Here is a 23,887-nt window from a genome sequence, read left to right as displayed (position 1 = left end):
ATACGATCAAACAGAAAGAGATAATACGCTTATTGTCACTGGTACAAACGCTGATAAAGATTATATCAATGATCAAATTAGAGATCGGATTGGGCTAAAAGGTCAAGGTGTTATATCGGAGCAATTAAAACGAGTTGATATGTCTCAAGCTGAAATGAAACACGCACGATACTATAAAGAGGGTCAACAAGTTGAAATACAAACAAACCCAAGAAGCAAAGAATTAAAAAAAGGTCAGATTTATACGGTTATTGGCAAAGATAAAAATGAACTTCTTGCCGAAGATAGTAACGGCAAACAAGTAAAAATCAATCCAACAAGAGAGAAATTAGCTACTTATGAGTCTCGCCAATTTGAAGTTAGTAAAGGTGATAAGTTAACAGTAACCAAAGGTGATAAAGAATTGGGAACAGTAACAGGGGATAAATTAATCGTTGAGAAAGTTAATAAAAATACGATTTTAGCTAAAGATGATAAGACTGGTGAAGCTTTTCAATTCAATACAAAAGATAAAAATCATCTTGATTATGATTATTCATCGACTGTTCATAGTAGCCAGGGAACGACAGTTAATAACGTACTTATTAATATTGATACGAAAAGTAAAACCACATCAAAAGAGCTTTACTATGTGGCCGTCAGTAGGGCAAGAAACAGTGCTATTGTATTGACAGATAATACAAAAAAATTGCCGTCTGCAATTTCTAAAGGTGCTGAAAAACATAGTGCTTATGAGTTGACCTCACCTAATCAAAAATCGAATAAAACAAATGTAAATTACAGTAAACGTAACAATCATCAATATGAACGCAAGGAGCAAGAATTGGAAATGTAATTTACAGTAAAAAACTATTTATTTAATAGTTTTTTACTGGTACTATATAAACAGGTAAGGAGGTGTGAAATGTCAAAAGTTAGACAGGGAATAGCCCAATCACAAGTAAATACAGGCTCATTTTTCATAATATCCATAGAGATTATTATAACCTCTATGTTCTTGGGCGTGTATTTTAAATCCTGGTACGTGGGGGGAGGTGTATTATTGTTCTTAACTTTATTTATATCTAATGCCTACTTATCTATTGCATTTTCTTTTTTGATGGTTTTAGGGTGGGGCTTTATGGGATTTTTGATAGGATCTATTTTTGGAGGCCTCGCCCCTAAAATCGTCATTGGAGTTATTGCTTTTGTAATTGGTATAGGCGTTCATTTTTCAGCAATTGAACATTTTAATGATCTTACGACAAAACATAGAGGTAACTTATGAGCAAGAAAAAAAACAAAGACAAGGTGCTAACTGTAGCGACAGAACCTAATCTGTACGAAGCCTTTAAAAAAACGGCCAAAGATAATGATCGTACAATGACGGTATTAGTTAGAGACTTCATGCGAGATTATGTTAAAAAAAACGGCCAGGGCAAATTATTCGATTAAATTCATCTAATCAATTTTCATCTAATCAATTTAAATCACAAAAGGTAATATATATTATGTCAACTCAAAGAACATTATCTACAGAATATGAGGCAACCGAAGATGTTTATAACGCAGTAATTGGCAAGTTATATACAGAACGTCGTAAACATAAAAAGGGAAGTGATACTTTTAATAAACTTGATCAGAAATTAGACACGTTATTAGCAAATAGAAATAACCTCAATAAATTCTCTTTAAATGAACTTGCGGAACAAGCAGGAACGCTTAAAAGTGATATAGACAAATTCATTAGCAACCTTTAATAAGGCAAAAATATGAATGAGAAGCAAAAGCAAGACCTGATAGAAAAATATAAAGTTTCAGATGATGAAATTGAAGTTATAGCTAAAGACGTTATTGAAAAAGAAATTAGTCATCTTAGTAGCCCCGATAAGCCCACAATTATCTTTACTGGTGGTCAAGCAGGTGCAGGTAAGGGCGGTATAGCAAGACAGCAATTAGAGCGTTTTAACAATGATATAGCTGTAGTCGATGCAGACCGTTATCGACACCAACACCCTAAAAATGAAGAAATTAAAGAGCGTTACCCTGAAATAGCAAGTAGTCTCAACCATCAAGCAGGTGCTCGTATTGGTAACAAAGTTAGAGATTCAGCTTTTGAAAAAAACGCTAACGTCTTGTTTGATCAAACATCGAGGACACCCGACGGCATCAGAGCAATTAAAAACAGAGTAGCCGAAGAGGGTAAGGATTATAATATAGAACTTCATGTATTAGCCAGTGATTTAGATACAAGCAGAATGAGAGTACATTCAAGGTATGAAGATGGAGGAGGGGCTGAAAAAGGTGGTCGCTATGTTGATGATACTTTTCAAGAAAATTCTTATAGAGGTCTGGCTGATACGGTAAAGTCTGTCGAAGATGAAAAAACAGTAGATAGAATTGTTTTATACAACAAATATGTTGAGCCTATTTATGATAATAAATTAGTAAATGGGGAATGGAAAAACAAGCCCCAGGCACATGAAACACTTATTAACGAAAGAGAGCGAGAACTTAGCCACCTAGAAAAAAAAGATTTAGCCCAAGGGTGGCAAAGAGTTAAGTTTAAGATGGAACAAAGAGAGGCAACCGTAACTGAACCTGGTATAGCTAAGGTGGCAGAAGAGGGCATTAAAAAAGCTGAAGCAAACCACAATCTTAAAATAAAGGATCTTCAGGCAGTCAAACCTGGTCGCACGTATTCAGGAACATTTACGGCCGTTAGTGACAATGGTAAAGCCTTACAACAAAACAATAGCGGTAGCGGATATGTTCATCAAACTGAACACCTTAATGAAAAGATAAAGACAAACTTAATAGGGCAAAATCTAAAAGTTAAATACGATAACAATATGAAAGTGGAGCTATTAAGCTCACACTTAAATAATGAACATAATAAGAAATTAGTCAAAACTCACGATATGGGCTTAGAAAAATAGAAAAAGGGTTGCGACCCTTTTTTTTAATTATTTAATTTGTTCTGTAAACTTTCTTTTCATAGGGCATTTAAAACCGCCGTTTTGATCTACCTGGTTTAGTATTATTTGCATTTTGTCTTTTACGCCTAAATTTCCTAATATACTGTTTAGCATTTTGCAGGTTAAAACTAGATTGCTTGAAGAGTCATTACCACCGCTACTTTTGGGTATAATATGCTCAATTGATGCGTTACTTGGTTTAATCTGATTTCTACAGTAAAAGCATTTACCGCCCTCACGCAAATATAGTGTCTTTGTTTTCATTAATACCTGCTTTTTATATACCTTTTTTATTTACAGCCGTATGTTGTATTATTTAACTCATCGAGTCTATCCAATACATTATCCCATTTTTTATAACTATCACAATCAGGCGAAGTAGTCGCTAGCCAATTATTAACACAAGAGTAACTTACTAACATCTCGTTATCATCATAAACATAATCGCCAACTTCAGCACCATACAAGTAGTCCTGAAAACCATTAATTTTGGCCGTTTCTAAATCTTCATTTGTCAATTTAACAAATCCATTATTTTTAGTCTTACTCATAATTAACCCTTTTTTTATAATAACAATCTATATTTTGACCGCTTTATTTTAAGTACCCTTATAGTAAAGTGTTATATATACTATATAACACATACTTTACCTTGTAGTTTGCACTTAAAGTAAAGCACTTTACTTATTATAGTTAAAGTAAAGTATATAGCAAATTAAAATAGGATTAAATAATGAATTATTTCACACGAGCCTATTTAAGAGCCTCTACAAATGAGCAAGATGTTAATAGAGCAAGAGAAACGTTGATCAAATTTGCAGAAGAGCATAATCTAAATATCTGTACCTTTTATGCTGAAAATAAATCAGGGGCAACACTTGACCGACCTGAATTAGTTAGATTGTTAAATGATAGTCAAGAAAATGACATACTGTTGATTGAAGATATAGACAGATTAAGCAGGTTAAATAATTCTGATTGGCAAAAGCTAAAAGATAAAATACGTGAAAAAAAATTACGCATTGTCGCAGTTAACGTACCTACAACATGGAGTCAAACTTATAATCAAAGTGGTAATGAGTTTGACCAAAGAATCTTATCTGCTATTAATGACTTACTATTGGATATGTTAGCTTCATTTGCAAGACGAGACTATGAACAAAGAAGAGAAAGACAAGCTCAAGGAATTAAAAAGGCAAAAAAACAAGGTAAATTTAAAGGTCGTAAAACCGATGTTAAGCTATATAAATCAATTGTGAAGTTAACTAAGGCAGGGCATACTTATAAAGAAATTATTGAGTTACTTGGATGTAGTTCGAGGACAATTTCTAAAGCTAAGAAATGGAATGAAGCCCAGGAACAAGAAAAACTTAACGAAGATCTTGCCTTAAAATTCCCAGTCTATCACGATATATTAAATGAGTAATTGAGAAAAAAGGGTTTTATGATTATAATCATCCAAAGCCCTTTTTAAATAAGGCTTTAAGACAATAACCGTCTTGTTAACCACCGCACAGGTGGCTTAGAAAAAACTGGAGCATACGCTTATGGTTGAAATAGGGTTAACCACCGCACAGGTGGCTTAGAAAGCCAAAGTAGTCAAAACGTCATAGTTAGCTAGGTTAACCACCGCACAGGTGGCTTAGAAATTTAAACCCTCAATGTTCGCATAGTATTCGCCGTTAACCACCGCACAGGTGGCTTAGAAAAAAAGCTGAATCTTATCCTTAGGTTCATAAGTGTTAACCACCGCACAGGTGGCTTAGAAAAAATACAACAATAACCTTCGTTGGGGGCATTTGTTAACCACCGCACAGGTGGCTTAGAAAACCATCACGTTGCGATATATCCCCTAAAAGCTGTTAACCACCGCACAGGTGGCTTAGAAATTAATACCTTCCCACAAATCAGAAAAAGCACCGTTAACCACCGCACAGGTGGCTTAGAAAATATATAGTTGGTGGTTTTATTGCTCGTATTAGTTAACCACCGCACAGGTGGCTTAGAAATAATGCTGAAACTGCTAAAGCGATTGAAAACGGTTAACCACCGCACAGGTGGCTTAGAAATTTTGAACAAAAAATATTATATTGTTCTTAGAGTTAACCACCGCACAGGTGGCTTAGAAAAGCGACAACAAAAAATCCGATCACTTAGCAATCGGATTTTTGATTAAAACTATTTGTTACGACCACCAGTTCCAGGCGGATTATTATCACGTCCACCACCAGATGGATTACCAGTCGTGCTAGGCCATCCTGCCCCTTGATTAGAAACTAATTTAACTATCATAATCTATTCCTTACATTAAGTTAGCTTGATATTTAATTATTAATTTTAGCATTTTTCTCACCCTTATTATCAACAACATTGCTATCAGTATTATTATTAAGGAACATGATAGCTGAAATTAAAACGACAAGAATTACAACCAGTAAGATTAGTAAAAAACCAAGCATTTTTATTACTCCTTATCAAATACAGGCTTACCGTTTTTTTCAAGATATGTTTGCTTACAGTTTGGGTAATCGCTACACCCAAAAAAGCTATATTTCTTTTTTGTCTTAGGCGACGTGCCTTTATGATGAACCAGGGGTTTACCGCACGACTTACAAGAATGATCTGTTTTGGTTTGCATATTGCGTTTTTTCTTACTCACCCCCTTAGCAACTGGTTTACCGCCTTTATCGGCCATTGTCTGCTTACACGGATTATCTTCGTCGTTATAGCCACTACACCCCCAAAAATAGCCTTTAGACCCCTTAATACGCCTTAATGGACGACTACAACTAGGGCATTTATGTACTTCAGCAATTTCAAGAGTAGTATTTTTCAATCTATCTACTTCAGGTGCTATGGCATCTTTAACTACCTGGTCAACAAAATTATAAACATCCTCTATAGTCTTAATTTCTAATTGTTTTTCATGCCAAATCGCTGTCATATCAGGATAACGAATAACATCATCGAGCGTGTCATAAAGATTTTGCCCTAGCTTCGTACTAACGATTTTCTTTTTATGTTCTGTAATATACCCTCTATCAAATAACGTTTTTAAAATCGTGTGCCTGGTTGCTGAAGTACCAATACCCCCATGTTCATCTTCTTTACCTTTATCTTTAGCACGTAACACTTTAGCCAATTGAGGATCTTTAACATGATTGGCAACCCTGGTTAATTCACGTAAAAGGGTAGCTTCAGTGTATAGACTAGGTGGCTTAGTTTCTTTAGTAGCATAAGATGCGTTACTACATAGCCCATTCATAGACTGGCTTAAATTCCTTAAATCTAAATTTACTGTTTCTTTATCCTCTTCAGTTTCATCATTACCAATATCATTTTTATATAAAGGCTTCCAACCCTGATTTTTATCGACCTTAGAGGAAACTTTAAATTTATAACCATTAACATCTAATTCTATAACGGTACTATCATAAACATAATTAGGGTAGAACTGTGCCAGGTATGATCTAGCAATTAAAAGATAAATATTCTTTTCATCTTCGCTTAGGTTATTAATATTAGCGATTGTATCAGTTGGTATAATTGCATGGTGAGCACTTACTTTACTGCTATTAAAAACACGCCCTTTAATTGAAGCGTCACAATTACTAATTGCACCTTTTAGAATATCAGCAGTAGAAGAAATTGCGTTTAAAACCTCTTCTGAATTTTCAAACTGTTCATCACTTAAATATTGGCAATCACTTCTATTGTATGTAATAAGTTTATGTTTCTCTCTCAAACTTTGGGTGATAGCTAGAGTTTTATCAGATTTTAAACCAAATTTTCTTGAGGCATCTTGTTGTAATTTAATTAGGTTATACGGCAACGGAGGCGATTTAGATTTTTCAGAAGTCTTGATATTTATAATCGTAGCTTGTTGACCCTCGCATCCCTCAACTATTCTTTTGGCTACCTCTTCACTACTTAGATTACCTTTATCATTAACTGTATCAGCCTCGCTAGGCTGATATTTAGCAGTAAATTTAACATCATCAATCGTAAAATCAGCCGTTACAGTATAGAAGTAAGTTTTTTTATGTTCCTGATTTTCTCGATCACGCCTAACAATTAAACCAAGTACAGGCGTTTGAACTCGACCAATCGAAAGAACCCCCTGCCCACCGCTTTGTTGAGATTTTATAGTGTAAGCCCTGGATAAATTATAACCGAAAGTCTGATCAGCTATAGAACGTGCTTCAGCTCTAAATCCCAAGTGTTCATATTCACTGTTTGGCTTCATATTATCGAGTGCTTTTCGCACAAGTTTAGTAGTATTATCATTAATTAAAATCCTTTTAACAGGCTTTGTATTATTGAAATACCTTAACAACTCATCAACTAAATATTGACCTTCATCATCTGGATCACCTGCATTAACAACTTCATCTGCTTTATCAAGCAACTCTTTTATTGTATTAACTTGCTTCTGCTTATCAGGATCACATTTGTATTTAACAGGTTTAAAATTAAAAGGTAAGTCAGATAATGACCATGTAGCATACTTAGGATCATAATCTTTAGGATTATAAAGAGTCAGCATGTGACCGAAACAATAAGCTACACAGTCATCACCTTTAATATAGTATCCATCTTTTTTGTCAAATCCGCCCCCTAAACCCTCACATATTGCCCTGGCTAATTCAGGTTTTTCAGCTATAAATAGTCTCATCTTCATACCTTATAAAGTTAAAAAAACCGTATTGAAAGGTCAATACGGTTGTAATGTTAAATAAATAATTACGTGCGACGATAGACCTAGTAATTCAATTCGTTTTCTTGTTTTTTCTCAAGTTCTTTCTGTTTACCGATTTCATGATCATTACTCTTTTGCAGAATGTCGCCTTTACCACCACTATCATATCTAATCTTACTAAAACCCTTTTCGTCGTTTTCTTGTATGCCTGGTAGGTTTTCAGTTTCATGAATAACAAATTTACCAGTTTTAGTTTTTTGAATAGTGACATCTTCACCAACATCAACAATATTGCCTGAATACGTGCGACCAGGTTTAGCTATCTCAGTTTGACCATCTTCAGATAATTCTTTATGCTTCTTATAAACTTCATTTGAAACCACAGGTTGCCCCCCCAACCCTCTTTCTTCAATTATTTTATTGAGATCTTTAATAATCTCTTTTTCGGCTTCCTTTTCATTGCCATCATTGTTAGCTACATAAAGAGATGCGTTAGAAGAAACAGCCTCAAACTCTTGATGTTTAATTCTACCTCTAACCTGCTCTTCTAATTGCCAACCAGTAGGTTTTATTTCATCACCAGGCATATCAGGATCATTATCAAACTTCATACTATCTTCATACTCTTCAGACAATTGCCCCAAAATCTTACCTACTTCTTTTTTTTCAATTTCTACACCATTATCAGTATAATGTTCGTCCTTAAAACTCTCTATATCAGCTTCCCAATCTGATTTAGATGGAGTTTTTTTCATAATGATATGTACTTGTTTATCACTCAATTCATAATCTTTAGATAAACTTTCTTTAAACTCAAGTCTTTGCTTATCCCACTCGTCACGAGTTAATTTTTTTTCGTTACCAATATCCATATTTTTCATAATTAACCTCTTACACTTTTAATAAATTTTTGACATATAAAGGATCAAAAAAAACCTCTTTGAGTTTGCGACGATCAAAGTAAAGAACAACATCAACGGTGGAATATAAAATCATTTTAATAGCTTCAAGATCTACCGTTTTACCAACTTCAGAAGATTTAATAAGCCCTGAAATACGATCAAAAGTATGTACTGCACTGTTAGCGTGTACTGTCGTTATTCCCCCTGGATGACCAGTGTTTAAACTCATTAAATATTCCCACGTTTCAGCCCCTCGAAGCTCTGCTAAGAGTATTCTGTCAGGACTAATACGCATACATGCCATTAACGCATCAAAAGGCGATATACGGCCTTTAGATGCCCCAAACATCATGTGAAGATGGTTTGGGTGATTAGGTAAATGTAATTCATGTACATCTTCAATCGTTACAATACGTTCATCACTTGGGATTTTTAGAATTAAACCCTTTGCAAAAGTAGTCTTACCTGAACCTGTTTTACCTGCTATCACAATATTCTTATGATACAGCACACATTTTTCTAAAAACTCTTCGATTTTACCGTCAGCTTTTAGTTGCACAAGTTCTTTATCTTTATCGGTTATTCCATCAACATCTATATAACTTGCAGGATTAGTATTAAAACTTTTGTCAACCCAATTAGTAAATGAACCTGTGTTAGCCAACTGCTCTAAAGTAAAAACCGTATCACTATGCTTACGAATAGTAAAAGATACTTGATGATCCAAAGTTGCAGGTTGTCTTAGTACCTGGCAACGACTGCCATCAGGCATAAGCAATGAACCGATAGGTACTTCTCTCATATTATTAAAAGCAAAAACCGCAGTGATTAATGAGTTGATATGCTCTTGGGTCAATTCATCTACACTAAATCGCTTCCAATTATCAGCACCTTTAGTCCATATATAACCAGGTTCATTAATGGTAATTTCAGTTACGTTTTTATCATCAAGATAAGGCGTTAATGGCTTTAACATTAAATTAACTGTTAATGCTTCATGATCATTACTTCTATCTAACATACTATCGCCTATTCTGTTGGTTTAAGATCGTAAACATTGCCAAAATAAACATCACGAGCAACATATATACTAATTCTATCGCCCTGATGTTTAATCAGTGACGGTTTAATATTCATAGTCTCTTCTAAAATTGACGCTGTTACTTCGCTTGCCGACTTAGAAGTCTCTTCTAATTGAATGTTAGTATTGTCACCACCAATGGTTCTGTTAGCAATTCTTTCACTCAATGCTTCGCCTAGATCGTCAACTAATGAAATAAGCATAGCACCACCGAAACGCTTCCAAAACTTACTATCGACACGCCCTGTATGACCTGCTTCACCTAAAGAACCTGCCCCAGGGCTATTTATGTCAATAATAACGCCCTTTGGTGTTTCAATTCTATTCCACAATACAAACACTCTACTTTGACCTTGTTGCAACCCACCTTTATACTCACCAGTAATTTTACTGCCTCGATCAATTAAAACCACTCGACCGGTAGCACTGTAAATATTGCGAGTAACGGTACAACTCATCATGCCAATTACTGTACTATCAAATTTAGTATCGAGGACACAATCTATCATATTACCTTTGGTAAGCATCATATCTCGATCATTCATTTTTACCGCTGAAGAAGCAGACAAGGTTGCAGGGGATAATTTAGTAGCTAATGGATCGTTATTATCATTACCATTATCATTAGAACGTCCTGCTACACCTGAAGTATCACTACTTGAATTACTACCAATATTTGAACCAGGTAAACTAAATCCTGCTGAATAAATCCGCTGTTTTCTTAACTCTTCAGGAGTTGGAGGCTCTTCAACTTCGATGGGTTCATTGGGAGTCATACCAAAAGATTGTTGAGGTTGTTCATACGGTGGTGGCTCTACAACCCTTTCTTGAACATAAGGTTCAGGAGGTGGCTCTACCGTAGTAAATGTGGGTTCAGGTGAAGATGTTCCTGCTATACCTGAAGTATCAGGCTCATTATCTTCTACAATCAAACTATCATCATCAGCATTAATTGTTGATAAAGGATCATATTCACCTACATCTTGTTCCACATATTCACGACCAAAATCACGCTGTTCAGGTCGTTGAAATGATGCTTGTGTCTCGTCTTTTATTTCAGTATCATCAGCATCTTTAAAAAACATTAAGTAACCAACCATAGCAGTTGCTACGATTGATCCAAACAGTAACAGTACAAAAACGATTGCTTTTTGACCACGTTTAGTTATCTTTTTTTGCTTAGATAACTCGCTTTCACCTCTAACGTCATCTAACGTCTCTTCATCAGCTTCAGGTTGTACGATAGTATCATCGTATTCACTTTGATAAACTTCATCGTCAGAGTCAAAAGGTACAAAGTTGTCATTATCACGATTATTACTCATTTACTCTTCCCCCACTACAACACGTTCAACGTTTGGCGAAATTGTTCCAGTCGTATTAGTCGCACCACGTCTCACACTATCGTTATAAATATCTAAAACTTGTTCGCCTAATCTTAAACGCCACTGGTAGCCTGTTTTGTGCATAACAACCGTGCCGTTACCATTACCCTCTATTGTTTTATTAACCATTTGTTCTGTACCATAACCATCAGAACCATCAGGATTAACATTATAAATAGCAGGTAGATCTACGTTACCCATAAACTTAAAGTATGTGAATGTTCCATCATCGTAAACATGGTTAGGTGCTATTGTGTAATCACCTTTCATACTGTAATTAAGATTGTAGATCTTAGTGGTATAAGCCCCATCTAATCTTTCTTCTACAACCTTTTTAGCTTTGGCAATTTTTTCTTGCTCATGCTCTTCATTTGGATAAGTAAACTCGACTTGATACATATCTTCTATGTTGACACTTTCATCGACGAAATTTACCTTAAACATATAATTATGCTTGTTAGTAACAACGCTTAAATTAGTAGTACCCAAAGGTTGAGCAGGTTTTAAAAACAAATAGTTTTTAAAATGACCGATATGCCAGGCTTCACTATCACCGATAGCATGAGCTTCATACTCTTCACCATCACCGAATACAACTTGAGTTACTACCCCTGGCTTAACGGCCAACTCAACAACATCATGTTGATTATAAGTAACTGTAGTGATCCTTTCGTCAAATCCTGCCGATAGTGGTAATTGGGCTGAATATCCGACACAAGGGGCAAATAAACTTGCAATTAAAAAAGTCCGTTTTATCATGATATATTTTCCTTATCCACTCGATATGAAGTGACGACAAAACCTAAAGGATTGATTAAACGAATATCATCATCAATACTGGCTTGAACATACTCATAGGTTAAAGTAGCTATCCAATTTTCAACAAAAGATGAACCATTGCTATCCGTGGTTCTAGTCTCAAAACGTATAGTAGCTAATGAATTTTCAATATCAGGCACGACCGAAATAATATTAACTTCACGCATCCCAGTTCTGCCAAGCAATTCATCACGAGCAGTACCTTTAGACGGATCGTAAATATCTTGATATTGCATAGCTACCTGATCACTACTCATTAGTGTTACTTTGTCATAATCAGATTGAATATTTTGATAGTTATAACTTTCATAACTTCTAACATACTGTGCTATAAAGTATTCATCGACAACCTCACCGTAAGACTTCTCTTGCTCATTTAGCGTTGATACAGTTTCAACCGCACCAGTAGTATTATCAACTCTTAATACAAAAGGCTCTTGGTGTGTTACGGGCATAAATTGATGATACAACACAGTTAAGATCGCAAAAGTGAAACAGACAAGCCCAACTTTACGCCATGTAGAACGTGAATTTACAATCTCTTGCATATAATCACGTTCAAGCCCACGAGTACCTGCTAAATAAGCGTTCCACTCATTCTTATCATGACTAGATACATCACTAGATTTATTTTTTTTCATCTTATTTAGCATCATCGACCCCTTTTTTTACGATTATCAGCGTTGGTACATCTTCGCTTTGTGATACATACTCGACCACTTCAGGTAATTCATACGGTTGTAACTCGATGGGTACTGATTTATTTACCACAACACGCTTAGACCAACTACTCACCTGATTAGGTTTTTTTGGGTACGTTTGGCAACCAACTAAAAACGATAGGCAAAGCGAACCTATTAGAAGATTTTTCATAAACTTCTACCTTATTAAATGTTAAGTTAAAATGGATTATCTATTTTTTATCAGGGTTTCTATGGTTAGATGATTGTTGGCGGTAATAGTCTGGATAACCCTGTTTCATTTCTTGACGTGATTTATTAAATTCATGCCTTGCCCCTCTAGCAGAAGCAATTTTGCCCTGGCCACCGCTACGAGCCTGTTTGTATTTATCTACCGCAGATTTACCTGCTATACCTGCTCTAGCACCACCTGCTACACCTGCTGTTGCACCAATAGCACCACCTGCAACCGCCCCTGCACCTGCGCCTGCAATTTTACCCATAGCAGTACCAACCGCACCACCTGCCCCCGCTGTTAACTGTGAGACATATTGAGGTATAGTGATCAATACAGCCATACATAAGACACCGATAAATGCAAACGTTGCACTATCAATAAAACCCTCGCTCTCTTGAGTAATTTCCAAAGCAGTAAGGTTGTCTTGAAAAAATCCTGCAAAGATTGAGAAAACGGCAAGTACAAAAATGGTAGTTAAAATAGTGTTAATAATTTGACCGACCCACGACCAAAAGAATTGTTGCGTTGGCTTCCAAATTAAACACGCTATGAAGATCGGCCCGACCCCAAGCATCAAAGCTAAAACAACTTTTGCGACAAATAACCAAATCGTACCTACAACACAGCAAAGTAAAGTACCAATAAAAACAAGCGAACCATAAATATAGGGAGCAAGATTTACACCAGTTAAACCAACTTCACCCTCATTAAAGTATTGACCTGCATTGTATGTTCCCAGGCTAAATAAACTTTCGATAGCTTCGGCCGCATTTTGACCAGTTGCAACATTACTACCTTGTATCGCACCACTCATTAAAGATGCAACAAGGTCATCAGGTAACGTTAGTAAAGAATCTATGATATATGTTTGATACATTGCAGACGTTAAAGCCATTGACATAATCACAGAAGCCCATAACATACGCCAGGCTAATTCTTTGAATGGTCTATCGAGCATCCCATAAACTGCCATAATACCCATGACAATAAAAGTTAAGGTTAGCCCCCCCACGACCAGGGGAGCAATTTCAGTAGCTATGTTCGCTGAAAAATTTTCAGCGAAAATTGACAAAGCATTATCTATACGCTCAAACGCTTTTGATAAAAACTTTGGAACTGCACCGCTATAACCTGCCATAACTACCCCTGCTACCTATTGCCATTGGTGAACTTGTTTACCACCAGTTGAATTAAAGATAATCGAACTGGCTTTATGAGCATTTTCACAATTAATAACTGATTGTTCGTTCTCTTTACACTGCTCAAGAACTTGATCTAATGTTTCTTGATTTTCAATCAGATAATCAACTGTATAAGTCTCTTGGTTGTCGCATCCACTTAAAAAAACAAACAAACCCAATAAAAATAATTTTTTCATATCCATTACTGCCATTGGTGAACTTGTTTACCACCAGTTGAATTAAATTTACGAGCATGATCAAGTCTTTGTTGCTGTTCCATTTCTTTTTCAGCTTGACGCATCATGCTAACCATCTGAAGCTGATTAGTTTGTAACTGCAACATCGCATTTTCAACTTGAATACGATTAAGTAAATCGGCCGCCGCTTTTGGATCATTTTGCAAATCTACAGAATTAGCCATTCGCTGAATTTGCTCAAAGCGTTGTGTACTTTTTGCAAACATATCATCTAGCTTAATTTTATTTTGCATTGTTGACATACGTTGCGAATTAGCCAACTGCTCTAAAATCTGCTTTTGTGAGCCTGTTAAACGTTGCTGTTGCTCTAATTGAGCAATTTTGTCTGCCATACCTGCCCAGTTACCACTTTGGTAATCTTGATACATGCCTTGCATTTCAGCAGGTAGGTATTTACCGTACTGATTAAATAATCTGCCAATATCCCGATCACCGCGGAATTGTTTGTATTGAGCTACCGCTTGATCGTATTGTTGCTTAGCTTGTTGTAACTGTTGTAGCTGTCTAGCAAATGAAGAAGCATCAAAAACTGGCACACCTGCCCCATAACTTGCCGTACTGATTAAAGCAGTTGGAGCAAGTAACGCTGATGAAAGCGTAGCAACAAGCAATTTATTTTTTAAAGTTTTCATGAATTACACCTCTCGATTAAGTTAAAAATTAACGGTTAGCTAACCGCTTTCGCTCATACTATACCCATGCTCTTCATAAAAGATGGGTAGCCAATCATTAGGATTATCAGAACCGATACGCTCAATTATTTCTCTAACTAATTCAGCATTATCAGGCGTTCCCGATAGCACTAACATTTCACGATCAAAATTAGGCAAGTGGAATTTAAGCATTGATGATTGATTAGTATCAACATCATTACCACCCTGCTTAACTAAAAATTGATATGATTTACCTGGAATGTTTTTAACTAACTCAAATTCTGTTTCAGTTAATTTTAATCCGTCCACATAATCTTCATAATCTGCTGTCGGATTTTCAAGTAAAATCTTAGTAGCACATTGGCTAACGATCGTCTTAGCAACTGGACTACTTAAAGCATCGTGTGGCTCTTGTGACGCAAAAACACAAAGCCCACCCTCTTTACGAATTGTTTTTAACTTGTTTTTAAATAGGTTTTGAAAGTATTCATCCTGTATTAACTTCCAAAATTCATCGAAGAAATATATAAACGGTTCACCATTTAATAGCTGTTGTGTTCTGTATGTTAAATACATGACAATAGATGATCTTAATTCAGGAACATCTAAAAAATCAGTAACATCAAAGCCATAAACACGGTATTTAGTAACATCTAATGTATCTTCAGGATTATCAAAAACCCATCCATACTCACCACCCTCACACCATTTATCAAGACGCTGTTTAACCGTTGGTCTTTCATCATCACCTGTAATTGGATTAGGCAAGCCTTGCTTGAAAATAGCTAAACGTCTATTTTCATATTCATGATTAAAGATGATTGTAATTGCTTTATTTAATTCCTGTTCATCATTAAAACTAATACCATACCCATCATCTTCAAGTAAGTTATACAACCACCGCTTAATAAATTTACGGTTTTCAGCCGTATCTTCTAATTTAAGAGGATTAAAGCCAGTTGGTTCACCTAGTTTAAGAGGTAAATAGCACCCCCCTACTGCCCTAACAAACACTTCCATACCATAGTCTTTATCAAAAGCAACGACACGCAAATTAGGTATGCTCATTGCTTGTGCCAACATAAACGAACATAACGTCGTTTTACCTGCACCAGTTTTACCAAGCACTAAGGTATTACCGTCATATTTTTTAAATAGTGAATTTTCGTATTTTGGGCTTAAATGAAAATTGAAGAAATAAGGCGACCCTGAAAGCGATTTAAACATCGTGATCGCTTGACCCCAAGGATTACCGTCTAACTTACCTGTCATGTGATTATGCAAGCTATTAAACGACCAAAAATTCAAAGAAGTGATAGGGGCAGGGCGTGTTCTATAAGAGAAGTTACCAGGTAACTGTGCAAAAAACCCTGCTTCTAATGCTAAATCAACATAAGTGGGAATGATCCCAACTTCGGTAAGATCCGTAGAAATGTACTGTAGGCTATTTCTAACTGCACTAGGCGACTTATCGTAAAGGCATACTGTCATGTGGTGTTCACCCATGACAAAAGAACCTGATGCCAATTGATCTAGGGCGTGATCCATTTGCTCAACTTGAGAAACGGCCACATCTTCAGAGTCAATTAAATGCTTTTTATGACGCTTCAAAAATCCGAGTGAAGCTACTTTTGATAAAATAGTGAATGATTGAGTAATAACCATTTCACAATCAGCTTGTAATAAAAGATTAAAGTGACCTGGTACAGTAATATTGTCGTACTCTTTAATCTCTATCATGCCAAAAAATTCAGAATTTTGAGTATGGCGTATCTCACCAATCTCACCATGTTCTGAAAAAACCAAGCGTTCAGTTGATAGGTAGTTATAATAATTCTCTCTAGTAACTGGTACTCTTTTTTGTTCGTGAGTTACGAGGTAAGAAAAAAGCTCTAGCATTTGACAAAAGCGTCTGCCTTTATGCTCATAAACGCCTATACGAGTAGGCTCATACATACGCAAACCTGAAATAAGCAAATCAACAATATCTACTAATTTTTGGATATAGGCTTCTTGTTGCTCTATACGCTCATTTAGTTTTGTTTTTTCAAACCTGGCAAAAAAACCAGTTGTTTTATCTATAATTGGACGATAGCAAATAGTGATATATATCTCGTTTACCATCAAGCTAGTACGTTTAAACACATTGGAGTACTTATCAGATACTTGCTTACAAAACACATTATCATACAGTTTAGGATCAACTTGACGCTCTTTACGCCTTACAACATGAGTCCAAAAACTAACGTGTTCCATATCTTGACCAGGTATAGATCTCATATTGGTATTAAGATCACGCACCCATCTGTTAACTTCCTCAATATCTGCCGATATATGAGCACGACCAACTAATTTAATAACAGAAACGTAATCACCGTTTTTTGTTGCGATAATATTATCTGTAACATGATGCGAAAATGGTATCTGTTGGGCTATGCTACGTTCTTTTTTAATAAAATCAGGTATAGTTAAATCCACAATAAACCCCGTTATTTTTTAATAGTTTTACTTGACCAAGACTTCCATTCGTTTTTTAACTTTAAGGGTGTATAACTCGTCCCCCCCCAAAATCTTTTAACTTTGGTATTACATCTTTTCTTTGTATCTAGCCACAATCCCCATTGCCTAAAGGCTTGATCATCTTTTTTAGCAATCATTCGCATTACTACAAAAACAAAAGGAAATATGATCCATACAAAAATACTAATTAGAGTTGATAATAGTCCTACCCCAATGAACGCCCACATTAAAGCTACTGTAGGTACACCAAATAACATGGGCGGTCTTGTTGCACCTTTGTATAAATCATACATCCTTAGATACCTCAAATTAGTTATTAATAACTGATTACCAAATCAAACCTACAATCTCGTTGGCTGAACCAATTATGATAATTCCTACAACCGCTTTAACGAACCAGGATTTATCAAGAAACCCTGCCATGTAACCTGCACCTGCTAAAATAAATGCGATTACACAACCCACACGTAGAACTGGTAAAATTGCTTCTTGAAACTTTTCCATGCCACTTTGTGCTCTAGATAACCCACCTGCCGCATAGGCAAAATCTGGCATCATTAAAAGCGTAATAGCAACTGCTATCATCAAAGCAATAGAAAAAAACTTTTTCATTTGTAACTGGTTTACGTTACCGTAAGTTGCAACAGAATTTAACATTTAAAACCTCACTATATTGAATTAAAAACATCAGTTAATGGCTGTGTAAACACATCGCCATTAAACACTTTGGGTTGAACATCCTCTTGGGATCTTTCTATCAATTTAGCTTCTGCTAAATCGTTAACTGGAATGTCACTACTTACCGCTTTTACTTGTAACGACTCTGCATAATCAGCTAAAGCCAACCCATCTTGAGGCAATGCTTGCTGTGCAATGATAGGTTGAGTTTTGCTTGGTGGTACAGGTAGCGGTAATTGACGTGGTACAGGCAGTGGGGATTGGCTATTGCGATAGCCAATCAGATGATTAAATACTTTAGTAACATAAGGAGGTTGACCAACAAAATCTGCTCTAAAGCCAGTTTTGAAATTACCTGAATAGTAACAAGACATAGCTAATCGCAATTTACCGTCATAGCTATATTTTTGTCCAAAAGTAGCGTTAGCACGTTTAAAACAATTGTTGAATATGCTTGCACCAACTCTAATGTTAGTACAAGGATCAAACATATTGCTTTCATTTAAGTTGTAATGATTGAAATTTACTTTATTCACTTGCATTAAGCCAACACTGTAATTTTTGCCCTGGCTTTTTAATTTACGTACTGCCCTGATCGCTTCATTTAGATTTGTTGGTTGCCGTATAGAACCATCAACCACACCAATAGCGAAAGGATTAAAAGACGACTCAGTACGTGCAATAGATGCTACTACCTCTTTTTCAAGATTGGGAGCACATTGTTGTGCAAGTGCATAAAATTCAATCATCTAACCGCCCCTTATTTAATTAAATAGCTCTTTAAAAAACAGCCCTTTAAAAACGATGCTTAGAGTATGGTGCGTTATCAATGTGCATCGTAAATTCATATTTAGCACCGTCAGGTGTCATCAACATTGTATTGTCATACCATTCTTGACGAGGTACATTAATTCTTTCTATTTCACCGCCTACCCTTTTACTGTATGAATAAGCAGGTATAGAACCATTAGAGTTACCTTTTACACAGGCTCTAGCTTTGTAACGATCGCCAAGAAATAAAAACCCTCTATCATCATCGTCAACTAATTCAGACATGACCCCACCATTTACCCGTACTCTTCTGTTTAAATTGGCAGGTTTTACGCCATTATGATAAAGAACATTGTTACGTCCTTGTCTATAACCACTAGGGCAATCAGGCGTTAAATTTGCTCGGCGGTATGTAACAAAACTACCTTCGCTTTTAGAGTCTCGACCATCCGACAGTTTACAAGTCGGCAAGCCTTTACCTCTGCTTAAATCTCGCATAACTTCTTTTACAGTTGGAGCACACTCACTAATCCCCATTGGGTTAGGAGCACCCATACAAAGTAGAAATTTACAACCATCGGCCGCCATTGCCGTTGATATACTTCCACCAAAAATCGCAACTGCTAATAGTGCTTTTTTCATAGCTACATCCTCATTTCAAAGTGATAGTTACATCCTTTAAATACGGAAAGTTTTCAGGGCTTGGTAGTCTAACTTCAACCTTATTGGCATTATTACAATGCCTGTAGAGGTAATTTTTAACCGTATCTAAACTTTTAAATTCACGACGACGGCCATTTTGACTAAATAGAACTTCATCATTTAATTGTTTAGACTTAGTATTTTGTGAGTTAAAAGCCAATGAGTAAATCTCTTCACCATCTACCAACTCAACGTTTATAACTACTACATATTTACCAGGCTGAAATTTATTTAGGATCGAAAGTTCTTCTTGCGTGATCATATTGTTCTCACTAACCATTAATAAATTCCTCATATTTTGCCTGATTTATAAATAAGTTTGTTCAGTAATAAGTATATTATATCCTTATTTTCCTAGTTTAACAACAAACTAGGAAAATTTTTTTATAAAAAATACAATTTAACTGAAAACTTTTAGTTTTTTAAAGAAATATTCCTCGTTAACTAGATTAATAACTTAGAATACCAGTTAACATAATGAAGTTTACCAAATAAAAATCTACTTTGGTTAATATTTTTATGAATTTTTTATAAACAATGGCGTTTATTAACAGTCAATTGTTCTTTATTTCGTTTTAATAATTAATAAAAAATGGTAGCGATCGCAATCGCTACCATAAGCGGAGTTTTGAATAAAATATGACCTTTAACCTATCAAGATTTTTGAAATTTTTGTTGTTTTAAAGATATTTAGTAATCTTGTTTAGTAGTCTTGTTTAGTAGTCTTGTTTATAGAGCTGTAAGTTATTGATTTTATTAAATAAAAAACGTTTAAAAACAACATAAAGTATTTTAAAACAACATAAAGTATTCTTAAACAACAAAAAGTATTCTTAAACAACAAAAAGTATTCTTAAACAACAAAAAGTATTTTTGATGATGAAGTTATCCACAGAGTTATCCACATATAAGTTTATTCTATAAACAACAAAAAGTATTTATAAACAACATAAATATTTTTTGTTGTTTTTTATTAATAAAAATAGTAAGATATAGAAATATAAGTTAATCGTTTTGAGGTAATTAATGAGTAAGAAAGAACCAGGTAATACACTTATAAGAGGTGATTTTGGGTCTAACCTTGTCGCTCAACATAATGACTTGATCACTGCTAGTTATTCTTTAACTGTTATTGAGAAGAAATTACTACTTGGATGTATTTGTAAAATTAACTCATTTGAGGGAATTACTTCAGACACCCCTTTTCGCTTCAGTATGGAAGAAGCTAAATCGGTTTTGGGGGTCGATACTGATAATACTGGTATGGTAGCGAAGTTTAGACGTGCATCTCGTAACTTGATGACTAAAATAGTTGAAAATAATCAAGATAAGAATTGGCAAGATTTTACTTTTGCTCAAACCGCTAGTTATGATCACTCTACTAAAACTATGACTATCTATTTTTCTACTGGTATTATCCCCTACCTATCGGAACTACATAGTCAATTCACAACTTACCGAATAATGCACGTTGGCAGTTTAAAGAGTAAGTATGCAATTAGGCTTTATGAGTTGCTTGTAATGTGGAACGGTCAGCGTTACGGTAAAGATAATATTAAAAAATTAGAGATCAATGAATTCATTGACCTCGTTGCCAATGGCAACAAGTCATATAAGAAAAGCGTTAATATGCTTAAAAAAAGAGTGGTTGAACCTGCTATCGAACAGATTAACAAAGAAACTGATGTAGCCTTAAATGTCCGATACCTTAAACAAGGCAGAACTATTTCTCATATTGAGTTGTCTTTCACCATAAAGCCTCATTGGATAGAAGCAGAGAAGCAATTCAAGCAAATATTAGAAGAAAGCCAGGTTAACAAAATTGTTAATAGTCCTGATTTTTTTAATGCTTATTACAATCACGATGAATATAAAGATAAAGGTGGAGTTGGAGCATTTTTAGCTAATTCTAAAAAAATGTTATTAGAAGATCCTAAAAAGCACTTCCCTGATTATGCTAAGTTTTTAAAATAAACCTATTAACACTATATATAGTGCCTACCACAGCTGATGGTGACACTATATATAGTGTTTTAAGCCACCTGTGCGGTGGTAAATAAACCCGTATTCGTATGAGTTTTTTATTATGAGAAATGTGAAAGGTGAAAATATTCTAACTATCTGTGACAGGAAATTTAATTTGTCTTTAATAGATTGGATCGCAGGTAATGGTAGTCAACGACTTGTTAAATTTAAAGATAATAAGTACCTGGTTTATGACCAAATTAAACAAGACGTGATTAACTGGTTTGATACTGAAGATCAAGCTTTAAATTTTATGCAAGGAGTTTGTTAAATGTTTGAAGTCTCATATTATTCAGAAATATTTTTTATTAGGTGGCTGGCTTAACGGCTTTCAGCTATATCTTTTTATCTTGTCGGACTGTAGGTAAGCCTGTGGGCGTTCCTTCTACCGAGAGAACGCCCCAGGCAACCTACAGTAATCGACAATCTAAAAAGTATACCGCTTCAATCCTGCCAGAAAAAACAAAAGCAAATATTGTTAAATTAGTCTTTTGGGTAATGGTTGAGGGTATATACAAACATCGTTGCGGTTTATCCACAAGGTTACACACAGAGTTACCAACAGGCTTTACCACAACGATAAAGCAGTTGTGGAAAAGCCTATTGATAACAGTGTGCATAACCTTGTGGATAATTCCGCTAAAAGCATTTCAACAAGTTTTATTAATTTTTTTCTTTATTTTAAAATACCTGGTTAACTAAGTTGCAATTCAATAGTGGCAAAAGTGAGTAAAGATTTACAAAAAACAAAGCAAATAATTATAAAAAAGGCTGTCTAAGGACGGTCTTTTTTATTCCCTAGTGAATTGTAAAACTATGTAAAAACTATTAAAAAACTAGGTTTAAACTATTGACAATATATAACGTATATAATATAATTATAAGCATAAAGTGATTAAGGTAATCACTGCCCCAAAGCCAGGGGGTTCACTGGCAAAGATAGGATTTAAAATCATGGCTTACTTTGATAACGTTTCTAGCATTGATGAACTTAAAAAACAATTCAAGCGTTTAATTGCTAAACATCATCCCGATAAAGGCGGTGATACTGCCACTTGCCAAGCTATCAACGCAGAATATGACAAAGTAATGGAGGCATTTATTAATGCTGATGATGATAGCCATTATACTAAAAACGAGCATGGGTATAGTTTTTGGGAAAACCGCCAAGAGCGTACAGAGGTTGAAAAAAAGGTGCGTGAAGCAGTAGAGAAAATTATTTCTTTAGATGGTCTTATAATCGAGATTGTAGGCGTTTGGGTTTGGGTTGATGGTGACACGAAGCAACATAAAGAAGCATTAAAAGAGGCAGGTTATAGATGGTTTAGGAAAAAGAAAAAATGGGCGTTTGCAGGTAAAAAGTCTAAAGGTAGAGGAAAAATGAGCATGGATGAAGTAAGAAGCAAATACGGTTCACAAACAGTTAAAAAGGAAAGATTAAAAAAAGCAATTGAAATGGCGTAACCCAATAAAAAAGGCTGTCTAAGGACGGTCTTTTTTATTCCCTAGTGAATTGTAAAACTATGTAAAAACTATTAAAAAACTAGGTTTAAACTATTGACAATATATAACGTATATAATATAATTATAAGCATAAAGTGATTAAGGTAATCACTACCCCAAAGCCAGGGGGTTCACTGGCAAAGATAGGATTTAAAATCATGGATATTACAACATCTGTTTTCGCTAAGGCTTTTGTAACTACCTACGGCATCGGTAACAAATATGGTTTTGCTACTGGTAAATGGTTTGACTTAACCGAGTTTAACGATAAAGAGGAGTTTTTAGCTGAAGCCACTAGCTACGCTCAAAACGTTTTAGGTGACAATGACCCTGAATTATGCTTTTCAGATTATGAATTATCTTTTGATATTAATGGGTTAATAAGTGAATATGGTGTTAGTAGTCTCGTATGGGATTTATTAGAGTTAGATACGGATGAACTGGCTATCATAGAGGCTTATATTGGCGGTTTTGGCGTTGATAGCTTAGAAGATATAGAGGAAATTAAAAATCAAGCTAAAGAGCGTTACAGAGGGCAATATGAAGATGATGTAGAATTGGCTTTTGAGTTGTTATCAGAAGATGGAACACTTGAAAGCCTACCTTGTGTAATTGAAAACGCTTTAGATTGGGAGTATTTAGGTGAGTATTACGCCCAAAATTATATAAGCCATAATGGTTATTATTTTTGGTCGCACGTCTAAACATTCCCAGGCATCGAGTAACCCAATAAAAAAGGCTGTCTAAGGACGGTCTTTTTTATTCCCTAGTGAATTGTAAAACTATGTAAAAACTATTAAAAAACTAGGTTTAAACTATTGACAATATATAACGTA

At 35.1% G+C, this 23,887-nt stretch carries 27 protein-coding genes and 1 CRISPR repeat array; of the genes, 9 read left to right on the top strand and 18 right to left on the bottom strand.

Annotated features, from left to right (window positions below; translation table 11 throughout):
* Positions 1-139 precede the first annotated feature (139 nt).
* The 5 genes from AC21OG_RS12625 to AC21OG_RS12605 all read left to right on the top strand — a co-directional run bounded on the left by AC21OG_RS12625 (position 140) and on the right by AC21OG_RS12605 (position 2,918).
* Complete coding sequence (locus AC21OG_RS12625) at positions 140-835, top strand: ATP-binding domain-containing protein (protein ID WP_491185094.1); 696 nt, start codon at positions 140-142, stop codon at positions 833-835.
* Between the two features lie 69 nt (positions 836-904).
* The gene (locus tag AC21OG_RS12620; protein WP_487378375.1) at positions 905-1,267 is read left to right on the top strand and encodes a hypothetical protein; all 363 of its coding nucleotides are present in this window, start codon (positions 905-907) and stop codon (positions 1,265-1,267) included.
* The gene (locus tag AC21OG_RS12615) at positions 1,264-1,434 is read left to right on the top strand and encodes a hypothetical protein (protein ID WP_487378376.1); all 171 of its coding nucleotides are present in this window, start codon (positions 1,264-1,266) and stop codon (positions 1,432-1,434) included. Before AC21OG_RS12620 ends, AC21OG_RS12615 begins: the two co-directional genes overlap by 4 nt.
* 56 nt (positions 1,435-1,490) lie before the next feature.
* Positions 1,491-1,739: a hypothetical protein gene (locus AC21OG_RS12610; RefSeq protein WP_487378377.1), complete on the top strand. Its 249-nt coding sequence runs from the start codon at positions 1,491-1,493 to the stop codon at positions 1,737-1,739.
* A 12-nt stretch (positions 1,740-1,751) separates the two neighbouring features.
* Positions 1,752-2,918 carry a zeta toxin family protein gene (locus tag AC21OG_RS12605; protein WP_487378378.1) on the top strand — a complete coding sequence of 389 codons (1,167 nt, stop codon included), beginning with the start codon at positions 1,752-1,754 and terminating at the stop codon, positions 2,916-2,918.
* Between the two features lie 27 nt (positions 2,919-2,945).
* Here the strand turns inward: AC21OG_RS12605 and AC21OG_RS12600 are convergent, their stop codons facing one another.
* Both AC21OG_RS12600 and AC21OG_RS12595 read right to left on the bottom strand, forming a co-directional pair.
* On the bottom strand, positions 2,946-3,221 hold the full coding sequence (locus AC21OG_RS12600; protein WP_487378379.1) for an HNH endonuclease: 276 nt from the start codon (positions 3,219-3,221) through the stop codon (positions 2,946-2,948).
* Between the two features lie 26 nt (positions 3,222-3,247).
* Positions 3,248-3,508, bottom strand: coding sequence for a hypothetical protein (locus AC21OG_RS12595; protein WP_487378380.1), 261 nt, complete (start codon positions 3,506-3,508; stop codon positions 3,248-3,250).
* A 182-nt stretch (positions 3,509-3,690) separates the two neighbouring features.
* Between AC21OG_RS12595 and AC21OG_RS12590 the strand changes: the two genes are divergently transcribed.
* Positions 3,691-4,383: a recombinase family protein gene (locus AC21OG_RS12590; protein ID WP_487378381.1), complete on the top strand. Its 693-nt coding sequence runs from the start codon at positions 3,691-3,693 to the stop codon at positions 4,381-4,383.
* 75 nt (positions 4,384-4,458) lie between these two features.
* Positions 4,459-5,086: direct repeats of the CRISPR family, unit length 28 nt; unit sequence GTTAACCACCGCACAGGTGGCTTAGAAA.
* Positions 5,087-5,421: 335 nt separating this feature from the next.
* On the opposite strand, the gene AC21OG_RS12585 is transcribed toward AC21OG_RS12590, so the two are convergent.
* From AC21OG_RS12585 to AC21OG_RS12510, 16 genes are all read right to left on the bottom strand, one after another.
* Positions 5,422-7,632: a DNA topoisomerase 3 gene (locus AC21OG_RS12585; protein ID WP_487378382.1), complete on the bottom strand. Its 2,211-nt coding sequence runs from the start codon at positions 7,630-7,632 to the stop codon at positions 5,422-5,424.
* Between the two features lie 86 nt (positions 7,633-7,718).
* Positions 7,719-8,537 carry a hypothetical protein gene (locus AC21OG_RS12580; protein ID WP_487378383.1) on the bottom strand — a complete coding sequence of 273 codons (819 nt, stop codon included), beginning with the start codon at positions 8,535-8,537 and terminating at the stop codon, positions 7,719-7,721.
* Positions 8,538-8,547: 10 nt separating this feature from the next.
* Positions 8,548-9,579: a P-type DNA transfer ATPase VirB11 gene (gene virB11 / locus AC21OG_RS12575; RefSeq protein WP_487378384.1), complete on the bottom strand. Its 1,032-nt coding sequence runs from the start codon at positions 9,577-9,579 to the stop codon at positions 8,548-8,550.
* A gap of 8 nt (positions 9,580-9,587) precedes the next feature.
* Positions 9,588-10,964, bottom strand: coding sequence for a type IV secretion system protein VirB10 (virB10, locus tag AC21OG_RS12570; RefSeq protein WP_487378385.1), 1,377 nt, complete (start codon positions 10,962-10,964; stop codon positions 9,588-9,590).
* Positions 10,965-11,783 carry a TrbG/VirB9 family P-type conjugative transfer protein gene (locus AC21OG_RS12565; RefSeq protein ID WP_487378386.1) on the bottom strand — a complete coding sequence of 273 codons (819 nt, stop codon included), beginning with the start codon at positions 11,781-11,783 and terminating at the stop codon, positions 10,965-10,967.
* Positions 11,780-12,499, bottom strand: a complete 720-nt coding sequence (locus AC21OG_RS12560; protein WP_487378387.1) for a VirB8 family type IV secretion system protein — start codon at positions 12,497-12,499, stop codon at positions 11,780-11,782. The genes AC21OG_RS12565 and AC21OG_RS12560 overlap by 4 nt, the downstream gene beginning before the upstream one ends.
* Entirely contained in the window at positions 12,486-12,716 is a 231-nt protein-coding gene (locus AC21OG_RS12555; RefSeq protein WP_487378388.1) for a hypothetical protein, read from the bottom strand. The genes AC21OG_RS12560 and AC21OG_RS12555 overlap by 14 nt, the downstream gene beginning before the upstream one ends.
* A 40-nt stretch (positions 12,717-12,756) precedes the next feature.
* Positions 12,757-13,899 carry a TrbL/VirB6 family protein gene (locus AC21OG_RS12550; protein WP_487378389.1) on the bottom strand — a complete coding sequence of 381 codons (1,143 nt, stop codon included), beginning with the start codon at positions 13,897-13,899 and terminating at the stop codon, positions 12,757-12,759.
* A 15-nt stretch (positions 13,900-13,914) separates the two neighbouring features.
* Entirely contained in the window at positions 13,915-14,154 is a 240-nt protein-coding gene (locus AC21OG_RS12545) for an EexN family lipoprotein (RefSeq protein WP_487378390.1), read from the bottom strand.
* Positions 14,145-14,831: a type IV secretion system protein gene (locus AC21OG_RS12540; protein ID WP_487378391.1), complete on the bottom strand. Its 687-nt coding sequence runs from the start codon at positions 14,829-14,831 to the stop codon at positions 14,145-14,147. Before AC21OG_RS12540 ends, AC21OG_RS12545 begins: the two co-directional genes overlap by 10 nt.
* A gap of 39 nt (positions 14,832-14,870) precedes the next feature.
* Complete coding sequence (locus AC21OG_RS12535) at positions 14,871-17,330, bottom strand: VirB4 family type IV secretion/conjugal transfer ATPase (RefSeq protein ID WP_487378392.1); 2,460 nt, start codon at positions 17,328-17,330, stop codon at positions 14,871-14,873.
* A gap of 11 nt (positions 17,331-17,341) precedes the next feature.
* Positions 17,342-17,665, bottom strand: coding sequence for a VirB3 family type IV secretion system protein (locus AC21OG_RS12530; protein ID WP_487378393.1), 324 nt, complete (start codon positions 17,663-17,665; stop codon positions 17,342-17,344).
* A 34-nt stretch (positions 17,666-17,699) separates the two neighbouring features.
* Complete coding sequence (locus AC21OG_RS12525; RefSeq protein ID WP_487378394.1) at positions 17,700-18,029, bottom strand: TrbC/VirB2 family protein; 330 nt, start codon at positions 18,027-18,029, stop codon at positions 17,700-17,702.
* Between the two features lie 11 nt (positions 18,030-18,040).
* On the bottom strand, positions 18,041-18,799 hold the full coding sequence (locus AC21OG_RS12520; RefSeq protein ID WP_487378395.1) for a lytic transglycosylase domain-containing protein: 759 nt from the start codon (positions 18,797-18,799) through the stop codon (positions 18,041-18,043).
* A gap of 46 nt (positions 18,800-18,845) precedes the next feature.
* Complete coding sequence (locus AC21OG_RS12515; protein WP_487378396.1) at positions 18,846-19,463, bottom strand: hypothetical protein; 618 nt, start codon at positions 19,461-19,463, stop codon at positions 18,846-18,848.
* Between the two features lie 10 nt (positions 19,464-19,473).
* The gene (locus AC21OG_RS12510) at positions 19,474-19,785 is read right to left on the bottom strand and encodes a hypothetical protein (protein WP_487378397.1); all 312 of its coding nucleotides are present in this window, start codon (positions 19,783-19,785) and stop codon (positions 19,474-19,476) included.
* Positions 19,786-20,549: 764 nt separating this feature from the next.
* Between AC21OG_RS12510 and AC21OG_RS12505 the strand changes: the two genes are divergently transcribed.
* From AC21OG_RS12505 to AC21OG_RS12495, 3 genes are all read left to right on the top strand, one after another.
* Positions 20,550-21,497, top strand: a complete 948-nt coding sequence (locus AC21OG_RS12505) for a replication initiation protein (RefSeq protein WP_487378398.1) — start codon at positions 20,550-20,552, stop codon at positions 21,495-21,497.
* 1,005 nt (positions 21,498-22,502) lie between these two features.
* Positions 22,503-23,012 (top strand): molecular chaperone DnaJ, encoded by a 510-nt coding sequence (locus AC21OG_RS12500; RefSeq protein ID WP_487378357.1) that lies wholly within the window; start codon positions 22,503-22,505, stop codon positions 23,010-23,012.
* Positions 23,013-23,209: 197 nt separating this feature from the next.
* Positions 23,210-23,755, top strand: a complete 546-nt coding sequence (locus tag AC21OG_RS12495; RefSeq protein ID WP_487378358.1) for an antirestriction protein ArdA — start codon at positions 23,210-23,212, stop codon at positions 23,753-23,755.
* Positions 23,756-23,887 lie beyond the last annotated feature (132 nt).

It is taken from the genome of Psychrobacter sp. CX5, from assembly GCF_057621535.2.
Note: the sequence above shows the minus strand (reverse complement) of the source record. Positions and strands in the feature narration are given on the sequence as shown.